Source organism: Vibrio sp. D420a (genome assembly GCF_030248625.1).
In the GTDB taxonomy this organism is placed as follows: Bacteria; Pseudomonadota; Gammaproteobacteria; order Enterobacterales; family Vibrionaceae; genus Vibrio; species Vibrio fortis_A.
Genome location: NZ_JAHGAN010000026.1, coordinates 1 through 7,469, shown reverse-complemented (window position 1 = coordinate 7,469; position 7,469 = coordinate 1). Strand labels below are relative to the sequence as shown.

At 43.6% G+C, this 7,469-nt stretch carries 6 protein-coding genes; 2 read left to right on the top strand and 4 right to left on the bottom strand.

What is annotated here, in order from left to right:
* Positions 1 to 550: 550 nt before the first annotated feature.
* On the bottom strand, positions 551 to 925 hold the full coding sequence (locus KI743_RS17215) for an SMI1/KNR4 family protein (protein WP_257879896.1): 375 nt from the start codon (positions 923 to 925) through the stop codon (positions 551 to 553).
* Positions 926 to 2,066: 1,141 nt separating this feature from the next.
* Between KI743_RS17215 and KI743_RS17210 the strand changes: the two genes are divergently transcribed.
* Positions 2,067 to 2,408, top strand: coding sequence for a hypothetical protein (locus KI743_RS17210; protein WP_285467425.1), 342 nt, complete (start codon positions 2,067 to 2,069; stop codon positions 2,406 to 2,408).
* Between the two features lie 619 nt (positions 2,409 to 3,027).
* Here KI743_RS17210 and KI743_RS17205 read toward each other — a convergent pair.
* Genes KI743_RS17205 through KI743_RS17195 form a run of 3 tightly spaced genes read right to left on the bottom strand, consistent with a single transcriptional unit; the run spans position 3,028 to position 5,028 of the window.
* A complete protein-coding gene (locus KI743_RS17205; protein WP_285467424.1) occupies positions 3,028 to 3,546 on the bottom strand; it encodes a metal-dependent hydrolase in 519 nt (172 codons plus the stop codon).
* A complete protein-coding gene (locus tag KI743_RS17200) occupies positions 3,543 to 4,286 on the bottom strand; it encodes a hypothetical protein (RefSeq protein WP_285467423.1) in 744 nt (247 codons plus the stop codon). Before KI743_RS17200 ends, KI743_RS17205 begins: the two co-directional genes overlap by 4 nt.
* A gap of 10 nt (positions 4,287 to 4,296) precedes the next feature.
* The gene (locus tag KI743_RS17195) at positions 4,297 to 5,028 is read right to left on the bottom strand and encodes a hypothetical protein (protein WP_285467422.1); all 732 of its coding nucleotides are present in this window, start codon (positions 5,026 to 5,028) and stop codon (positions 4,297 to 4,299) included.
* A gap of 1,359 nt (positions 5,029 to 6,387) precedes the next feature.
* On the opposite strand from KI743_RS17195, the gene KI743_RS17190 reads away from it, so the two are divergent.
* A complete protein-coding gene (locus tag KI743_RS17190) occupies positions 6,388 to 7,443 on the top strand; it encodes a replication initiation protein (RefSeq protein WP_285467421.1) in 1,056 nt (351 codons plus the stop codon).
* Positions 7,444 to 7,469: the final 26 nt, after the last annotated feature.

Here is a 7,469-nt window from a genome sequence, read left to right as displayed (position 1 = left end):
CGTTGTGGCCCTGATGACTTTGCGCGACTGCGGTGCCTCATTCGTTAGATGACCTCTCGTGTATCCGCCGCATTAACAGGCTCTCCGCAAGTGGTCTTGACCTATCTCCATCATTAGCGTCTGCAATGACCCGGTGGGTTTAACTCTTTATGCTGCTTAAGTAGAAACTTAAGCAGCATAAAGAGTTAAACCCACCGGGTCATTGCAGACGCTAATGATGGAGATAGGTTAAGACCACTTGCGGAGAGCCTGTTAATACGGCGGACATACTCGATGTCATCTAACGAATAAGGCACCGCAGTCGCGCAAAGTCATCAGGGCCACGACGTATGCGAATCGTCGATAAGTAGGCCGAATGTAGAGCGGCAGTCCAAAACCCATCAACATAAGTTTAGCGGATGTTTGACAACCGGGGGAATCCATGTAGCCGCGTTAAGTAGTGAGCAACGCCACCACAAAACCTAACCATACCACCTTAAACACAAAACCCAACGATAGAATGAAAAATGCCATGCGTTGGGAATCTGTCTTAAACGCTTGTATGTTCGTTCTATTCGGCTTCAAACTCGTTCAAGAGCTTCTCGACAAACTCACTCAAATTGTTAGCAAATAGATTGCATTCCATTTGTTCGTGGTCTGCAAGGCCTACCGAAAATTCCGTATTAGTGTGATTGATCACGTAATAATCACCACAACCATTGTTACCGATTATAAAGTATCGATCTGGCCACTTTTCTCCAAAATAGCCATTTTCTCTTACCTCTAAGTTTTCTGAGATTATTTCATTAGCGTTAGTAAGAAAATGGAAATCCTCTGCTTCAGTGCCAATCAAAGTTTCGGGGTAGTTTAAAAGTGCCTGCTTATAACTATTAGGAAGCACGACCCCTGTTTTGCTTTCAATTAGACTCAGTTCGTCTGACTTCATTATTACTCCTAGAACATAACATTCTTAATAACAGGCAGTCTCGTTTTTCTGTCTGCCTGCTTATCAAAAAATTCATCATAAATCACTGAAAATTAAAGTAAATACATCGAGCTATGTATTCTATCATCATATAGAAATGCGCCAGCGTGTTATCACTTTTTAACAGTGCCTGTTATCTAAGGCATGATTCTCACAAATATCTAAAAAAAACAATAATTTATCAAACATTCCATTGACAAAACGAGATTAAGCACTTAACAAAACAAGCCATTATTCATACCCAAACCAGATTAAAACTAAATAATCTGTATAGATACACAGAAAAAAAAGTAAAGATGATGAGTATATTATCCAAAACTTGATATTAGGATTTGTAGGGCAAACGCACGCCCTCTGCATTGTGCAGAGTATTTAATCTAAGTGATTTTGGGGCAAAAGCATCTTAGCCAGGCTCGTTCCTCTACTCAAAAGCCTCTGGGGACAATGGGGGTTGTTTTTGAGAAAACAGAGTGGGGAGCATGCTCATTCTGACTTTATGAAAAGTTCCCAAACGTCCTATTTAAATGGGTTTCAGCGACACATGGAAACGCACTAACACGCCCATAATCCAACTCGAAAACCTCTGGGGACAATAGGGGTTGTTTTGCGAGAAAACAGAGTAGGGCATGCGCATTCTGGATTTATGGAAAGCACCCAAGAGCCCTATTAATCTGGGCGGCAGCGTCACGTCGAAAGGAACCAACACACCCACTATCCCTCCCAAAACCCTGGGGACAACGGGGGTTGTTTTGGGTAAGGAACAGAGAATATTAGAGAAGGAATAAACTTGAAGCCCTAACTAATTTTTGGACATTTTCAATTTAGCAGCGACAGCCTGAATCTATCTCTCAGATAACTTTTAGTACTCCAAAATGCAAAGGGTCACCGTTTTAAGCGGTGACTCATATGCTCAGTTATGGACAAAAATGAGCATCTGAACTTTTTCATCAAGTTACACTCCATGCAATCAAAATGGAACTCTATGCACCATTGAACAGACTTCAACCAAGTGTTTCTTGATTTTTTTGTTGTGTCACATTTTGTATGCTGTGCTATACGATAAGATTATTAGTTATTCAATTGATAAATAAGGAGTTACTCCATGGAAAAGTTACTAGAAGAGCTTATAAGGAGAGGTTTTAAGGCGAAGATAAAAGACCGTAAGATCACAGTAAAACTTTCTGGCCTGTGTAATCACGTTTTTATCCACCACGATATTGCCTCCAATACATATGAGCTAAAAACTAACGACTGGCTCACAGGTTCAGCTCATGCATTGATGCTGTTCACTGGATTAAATGGCTATCAATTCACTAGTCACATTATTAGCTCAATGTTAGTTTCTGTTGCTGCTTTAGGCTTTCTTGTAATTATACTGACAGAGTTTAAAGCTAGAGGCTTACGAGACTTTATTGATTCAATAAACAATCAAGAGTACACATAGCATATTACTCAAGTGAGATTCGCCACGAGTTATAAACACAGATTTATTGATTCTTCTAATTCTTCAGGTTGTCGCCTATTAAAGTGTTTTCGCATGACTACTCACTTTTAGAGGAAAGGTCAAACATGCTCTTTTTGCTCATTTCTAGGAGCTTTCTTGCACCTTCCGTCAATCATGAATAAAAGTACTGCGATTCCAGTGATGTGATCCGCCACTGAGTAATTGTGTTAAGAAGAAAAGGGGCAAAAGCATCTTAGCCAGGCTCGTTCCTCTACTCAAAAGCCTCTGGGGACAATGGGGGTTGTTTTTGAGAAAACAGAGTGGGGAGCATGCTCATTCTGACTTTATGAAAAGTTCCCAAACGTCCTATTTCAATGGGTTTCAGCGACACATGGAAACTCCCTAACTCACCCACTATCCCACTCAAAAACCTTTGGGGACAATGGGGGGTGTTTGCGTGAAAATAGGGTAGGGTACATGTTCATTCTGGCTTTATGGAAAGCACCCAAGAGCCCTATTAATCTGGGCGGCAGCGTCACGTCGAAAGGAACCAACACACCCACGATCCCATTCAAAAAACTTTGGGGACAATGGGGGTTGTTTTCGAAAACCAACCCGTCTAAATCAACCTAAATCGATTGGTTTTCCACTCTAGTCCGTCAATCAATCCGCGCTGATAAAGCCCGCCCCAATCGTAGAAGAAGGGGGCAAACCCGTGACCTCCAGTGAGGTGGGAGAGGGCTACGCACGCGACAATCACTCCTGCTGAAATCGCGTACTCGACGGGGTCGCCGGTTCTAAATCGTCCGCCGAATAAATGAAAGCGTCGGTCGCTGTATGGTGAGAAGGGCACGCCAGATACTGTCATCGCATCGGTCAAGATGTGGCTGACGCCACCCCAAGCAAACGCCATCCCTAAGCCGTGATAATCCCAAACTAAGGTGAAGGCGAGGGCAGCCATTAACCAATGAGTAAAGACATGAGTGGGGCCTCTATGTTTGATTGGCCTACCGGACAGCTTATAAACATACTCCATCCAATCTGGCGCGGTTGCGCCCGCAACACAGACGGCTACATGAGGTGGGGAAACCACCGCACACAAGGCCCCCGCAATCAAGGTGTGGTTGAGCCATTTCATTCGTTCGTCACCTGGGCTGTCTGCTTCGGTAGCACGGCTATTTTTTGTAGGTAAGTGTTCATCCCGAGACTTTGGCTCTCTTCACACATCGCGACTAAAGCAAGGCGCTGTTCAACCAGCGTGGCCTCATGCGTTAATACATCACGGTGCGCTATGGCAACTTTCTCGAGTAGAGCGATCTGCTCATCGACATTCGCAATACCTTTACTCACCCTGGCTTGAGAACGTGCCTCAAGTGCCAAGTAGAGCCCCATGGTTCGATAGGCATAGTTGCGGTTGGCCAGCGCTTTGGTAAAAGCAGCGACGGCTGTAGCGGTCGCAGTTCGGCGTTGATATTCCCACTGGCGCTCTCGCGACTGTTCGGTGGTTGAATAAAGGGGCATTTTGCCAACAATGCCAATGTAGTGTTCAGAGATCTCTGGCCAGTCATCGCTGTTGTACTCATCCATGTTGGAACGCACACCGGCCACAATATCGATGTCGATCTTGAATTTGCTCTTCTCTGGATAGCAGTGCAGCACTGAATTAAAAATAACGTCTGGGTCAATCTTCGGTGCTGGTAACAAGGCAGGGACAGGGGTATTAAAGTGCGGGGCGTCACCGTGTAACGTCGGCAACTCGAATGGCCTAGACTCGGGCGGTAAAACGGTAGGTTCACTCCATGGTGAGCTGATCCCCCAATCATTTGCGCTCACCATGGAAGCTCCCCCAAATAGCAGCAAAGCAAAGGCTATATTCATTGGATTCTGCTTAATCAGCCCGGGCTGACCTACGGCCAGAACCGAGCATCTGTAACCCACCAACTACAGCGCCAGCTTCCCAGGCACCGGCAACCACACACATCGCAACAATAAACCAAATAAGGGCTTTGGTTGTATCGTAGCTTGCATCGGTTAACAGGTTGGTGCGTTGCGGGTTTCGGCGTTCTATCACTGGGCGAACGGAAGGGGGTAGGCGACCCTCTTCGCTGGCCGTCATGATCCAGATATTGCTAGATAGCAAACATGAACGAGCCACTTGGGCTTTTCTGCCTGACAGTTTATGCGCATCATCTACGAACAGCAGTGCGCCGGTATCTAATAAATACTCCGCAAGTGCGTCGGCCTTAAGTTGTAAGTTGAGCCTACGCCACTCGGTTTTAAGATCTGGGTCTTCAGTGATCTTGCGTCGCTTCTCATACCACTTTGCAACGGCTTCGTTCTCTACCCAACTGGTCATGGGTAATAAGGTTTCAAGTAACACGGGTTGGTGTTTGTTTCCCCAAATCCCATCGTGTTTTTCAATTAGTCGGCTAAGCCAGCGGCTTTTTCCTGAATCGTGTGCACCGGTAATGAGTTGGCATTGGGTACGTTTGAAGGTGGTCTCTTTGCGATCTTTGGATGGTGCAAACCGACGTGGGGAGTCGACGATCAGCGGTGTTATGTACGGGCTGCCGTTTTTTCTCACTCGTTTATGGTCGGTGCGCAGTTTCAAAAATCTCATGAGGTCTCCGTAAAGTTGAAACCTCAGAGTACGCGAATATTAGTGTGAAGATATCGCAAAGCGAGGCTTTGCGATCAGTGCAAGTCTTTCATGTAACTGTGTATTTTAATAGTGGGGATCGCGCTCGATTAACTTCGAATAAAACGTCCGAGACTCACGTGAGTTTTTCTGAACGAAGAAAAATATTTAGATCGAAGTAAGGGGTAAACGATAGTGATGATGGATGATAGAGACATTCAGGATGAGAGGTACGATTAAAACCGTCATTAATTCCGTATTTTCTTCAGACAAAAAAGGTCCTATGGCGGGCTGGGTAATGACACATAAATACGTGAACATCTACCTAAAATTTCCCACCATTAAGACCAATTTAAGTTGTAGCTTTTCAATTCTGTTTTTTTATCAAGCGCGTAATTTGTCAGTGTATTAGTTAGGGCTGGGCATAACTGATGGCTCGCCACACCATTTGTCGGTTGGGACGTTAACCCCTTCCATTTACTCACTGCGTTAGTTGGTTAAATCACTCTACATGATTTATCGCATCCTCATGCTCTACCACAACATAGTGAATCATTACCGTGAACTTGTTTATCTCTGCATGTGCAGAACGTCTCCGCCGAGGACGAAAAGAGAATTGTCATTCATTTTTTAATCACCCAATTATTTATTGTCGTTGGCGTAAGTGATCCGCATCGACTTAGGTATGAATCCTAATTGATGAGTATTACGGCTAGAAACTGCTTATCTCGCTAGTGATTTATCTAAATGACTCATTTTTAGCCATATCATTGGAAAAGAGGGAGATGATCGTTTAAGTCGATATTTTGCGATCATTTAAGAATGATCTAGACGATCGGTTACATGAGGTGCATGTTTGTTTGTCGTGTTGATCGGAAATAAATTACAGCGTTTTCATGTGGATAAGTGGTCTGAAAAATACTAAATATCGGTTATTCACATTATCCACAGACTCTATAACAGTATATAACCTCTATAGGATCTATAAAGTATATAAGATCTATAAAGGCCTAAAAAACATTTAAAATCAATTAGATAACAACCAGTAGGTAACGCATTTTTAGTGTTATTGATCTTATTTTTAGTCTACTTGATCGTTTAATTAGTATATGGGTAACAACATTTTAGTGTATATGATCGTTTTTTTAGTTTATGGGTCACATATTTTTAGTGCCTAAAACGTTTTTATCCTCTGAATGGCTAGATTGGTCAAATAATGTTAGCATTTTTTTGAAGGTTACAGGAATTTAGTCAATTAATGCGATCTTTCTTCTTGAGGTTACGTAGATTTAGTCTTACTCTTATCTGAGACTAAAAACCTGTTACCTGAAGCTAATTACTATGACAGATCAGCCAGACCATCGCCAACTGATAACTACAGAAGACTATCGAGAGTTACCGAACGACTTTTTCAAGAAAAGTCATGCACTTGTATTTAGTCAGCTTGGCTTAACTGCCCGTGAGCACGATACCTTTGCCTTGTTCTTATCGCGTTTGCATGAAGATCACTGGGTGGCTTATCAAGAAGGTCGGCATGTTTATGCTCCAGAATACACTTTTCAATCTGAAGTGTTGAAAGAGTGGTTTGGTTTGTCTGCAAAGCAGTTGTATCCAACGCTTAAGCCAATGGCCAAGCGCCTCTCTTCTCGTAAAGTCGGCTTAATGAACGACGCCGAGCAAGAATTTGATTTTATGCCACTCTTTAGCCGTGTTGCTTATAAGAAAGGCGCACTGATCATGGTGCCGAACGCTGAGCTGATGGATGCTTACTTAGCGCAATCGGCAGGTCATGCGCAAATTAACCACCTTTCCTTTAGAAGCCTGAAATCGGAGCACTCTAAGCGTTTGTATAGCATTTTGTCCCGCTTTAAAAAGTCGGGAATGAAGCTACATGAGCAATCCATTGAGCAATTACATGGATTGTTTGGCTTATTAGATGAGAAAGGTACGCTGACAAAGTCAAGCTACGGCAATAATAAGGTTTTCTTAGAGCGCTGCATCCGTAAGCCGATTGAAGAGCTCTCCTCTAATGAAGAGGTAAAGAAGGAACTCGCATTTCTTGTTGATGAAGAGTCAGGGTCTTATGGTTATAAAGCGCGTTACAGAGGTAAGAGCATTGTCGCATTAGAGTTTCTATTTGAATGGAAGCGGAAAAGTGACAATAAAGCGGAAGCGCAGGAGCGAGCCAAGCTTGCTGAAGAAACGGTACCAGATAACCCAATGTTGCAGTTGGCCAAAGAAGCGTTCAACATTGTTCTTTCATATCCGGTAAATGGCGAACTGACCGAGCATCACAGACTGGCGATAGAGAGTGTGCGGATGGGCATTATTACTATGCCTGCAGATATGCAATTTGACTCGGTCTTTTACCACCGTATGGAGCTCATGGAGTCCTAGTCTTTCAGGTAACAGATTTTTAGTGT